Annotated in this window: 3 protein-coding genes and 1 pseudogene; 2 read left to right on the plus strand and 2 right to left on the minus strand. The window is 30.8% G+C overall.

Going from position 1 to position 2,526, the window contains the following annotated elements; all coding sequences use genetic code 11:
* A pseudogene (locus ABZA26_RS12480) lies at positions 1 to 387 on the minus strand (Na+/H+ antiporter NhaC family protein); the annotation flags it as partial.
* Positions 388 to 579: 192 nt separating this feature from the next.
* Here ABZA26_RS12480 and ABZA26_RS12485 point away from each other — a divergent pair.
* Positions 580 to 963 (plus strand): RidA family protein, encoded by a 384-nt coding sequence (locus ABZA26_RS12485; RefSeq protein WP_372714842.1) that lies wholly within the window; start codon positions 580 to 582, stop codon positions 961 to 963.
* Positions 964 to 1,043: 80 nt separating this feature from the next.
* Entirely contained in the window at positions 1,044 to 1,793 is a 750-nt protein-coding gene (locus ABZA26_RS12490; RefSeq protein WP_372714843.1) for an enoyl-CoA hydratase/isomerase family protein, read from the plus strand.
* A gap of 35 nt (positions 1,794 to 1,828) precedes the next feature.
* On the opposite strand, the gene ABZA26_RS12495 is transcribed toward ABZA26_RS12490, so the two are convergent.
* Positions 1,829 to 2,197, minus strand: coding sequence for a hypothetical protein (locus ABZA26_RS12495; RefSeq protein ID WP_372714844.1), 369 nt, complete (start codon positions 2,195 to 2,197; stop codon positions 1,829 to 1,831).
* Positions 2,198 to 2,526: the final 329 nt, after the last annotated feature.

The raw sequence follows: 2,526 nt of genomic DNA on the forward strand, positions 1-2,526 counted from the left end.
TATTATGGCTACTCCTATGGTACTAGCAGTACCAAATGAGGTTCCTAAGAGTAAAGATACGAATGAAACAATAAGAAAGGTATAGATAATAAAAAAATCGGGGTTCATAAACTTGATTCCGTAGTAAACGATTGCCGGGATTGTGCCCGCTGAGATCCACAGGGATGTAATAATACCTATAAGTGAGAATACCTGGAGAACAATAAATGATTTTTTTCCGCCTTCAAAAATCATCTTAAGGACATCTTTTATATAATATCCCCTTTTTAAGGCCAGAAAAGCAAAAATAAAAAGGGCAGCAAACAAAGGGTATCCGATGAATATTTTATTTATAACCGAAAGTATCAAAAGAGTAAAAATAAAAGCCATGCTCAGTATAATGTCCATGAAACCTCCTTAAATTTTAATGATCACACAGATTTTAACTTTAAAACCATTATAAATCAATTGTTATTTAATTTATAAATATTGTAAGGCAGGGACATTATAAAGTTGAAATAGGTGGCGGAGGTAATGAGAATATGTTAATATTTATACAGAGGGAAATTCAAAATTGAAAAATATTTGGGGGGAATGAAAATGGCTAAAAGAGCAATAAATACTGAAAAGGCACCTGCAGCTTTGGGACCGTATTCACAGGCTATAGAGGTTAACGGAATGTTATTTGTATCTGGACAGATTCCGTTTGTACCAGAAACTATGACTTGTATTTCTGATGATGTACAGGAGCAGACTAAACAGTCTCTTGAAAATGTAAAAGCTGTATTAGAAGAGGCAGGATATTCTCTAAAAGATATAGTAAAAGCTGGGCTTTTCATAAAGGACATGAATGATTTTTCAAAAATAAATGAAGTTTACAATGAATATCTAGGAGACGTAAAACCTGCTAGAGCTTGTGTAGAGGTGGCTAGACTTCCTAAGGATGTAAAAATAGAAATAGAAGTAATAGCTGTAAAAGGTTAAAGCTGCGTGAGCGGCTTTTTTTTTTACATATAATTATCTGTAAAAATTTAATTTAAATATGAGAGAAGGAGAAAAAAATTATGACATTTGTAACTTTAAAAAAACAGGATGGAGTAGGGATACTTACTATTTCTAGAGGAAATGTTAATCCCATCAATGAAAAATTTGTCGATGAACTGACCGTGGCTTTTAAAACCATTGAAAAAGATAAAGAGATAAATTCTGTGATACTGACAGGATATGGTAAATTTTTTTCATTTGGATTTGATATTCCTGAATTCTTATCTTATTCCAAAGAAAATTTTTCTGGATACGTTAAAAAATTTACAGAGCTATATACTCTGATATTTACGTTTTCAAAACCTGTAATAGCATCTTTAAACGGACACACCATGGCAGGAGGTTGCATGCTGGCAATGGCTTGTGATTATCGTATAATGGCATCAGGAAAGTCCAAAATATCCCTAAATGAGTTAACTTTTGGGGCGACTGTCCTTGCAGGAAGTGTTGAGATGCTTCGGTTTATTGTAGGAAATGCTAATAGTTCAAAAATATTATATTCAGGTAAGATGTATTCCTCTCAAGAGGCCAAAGAAATGGGATTAATCGATGAAGTGGCAGAGTTGGAAGATCTTACAAGTATTTCATTAGAAAAAGCAAAAGATCTGGGAGACAGATCTTCAGAAGCATTTCACAGCATAAAAAAACTCATAAGAAAACCAGTTGCAGAAGAGATGAAGAAAAGAGAAATAGAATCTATAAAAGAATTTGTAGAAATATGGTATTCTTCTTCAACCCAGGAAAATCTAAAAAAGATAACTATAAATTAAATTTTATTATTGACCATATACAAAAAAACTCCTTTTTATTTTACTTCCAAGAGGTTTGAGAGTTCCAATCTGAAATCTCTTCCGTTGATTTCTCCAACATACATAGATGTTTTAAAATTTTTTGTCGACCTGGCAGGAATATTGTAAAAAGTAGGAGAAGAAACTAATACCTCTCTGCCATCGTTTACTTGGGGATCTTTAAAGTAAATATCAAAGGTTACAGTCAGATTTTTACTGCTTCTGTTTTCAATAAGTCCTGAGAAATGTCTATAGTGGTTACTTTTTCTAGTTAATTTTGCATCGCTAATCCTAATTTTACCAAAATTAAAAGAATATCTTGAAGTTTCACCCATTGCAGGGGAAAAAGTAATTATAAAAGCTATTAATAATATAAATTTTTTCATAATATTTGACCTCCTTTTTGAAAATATAACCAGCATTAAGCGACAGGTTATCTCTGAAAGATTTGTATAGTTTTAAAACTATCTGAATAAGAATTATATTCGTTAATTTAGGAAGAAATCATTCTCCTATGTAAATAATTTTATTTTAGCTTGCGACAATTCCTTTTTTTTATATTCTGATAGATATATTTTATTTGTTTTTATTCCTGTATTTATACTAAAAAAACCTCCGATTTAAAGTGAAATTCCACTGAAAATAGGAGGTTTAAGTAAATTTTAAAATGATTTTATTGATTCATTTTTTCTAAAGAATTAATCCATAAATAATA

Origin of the sequence: Ilyobacter sp., assembly GCF_041583315.1 — a bacterium.
GTDB lineage: Bacteria > Fusobacteriota > Fusobacteriia > Fusobacteriales > Fusobacteriaceae > Ilyobacter.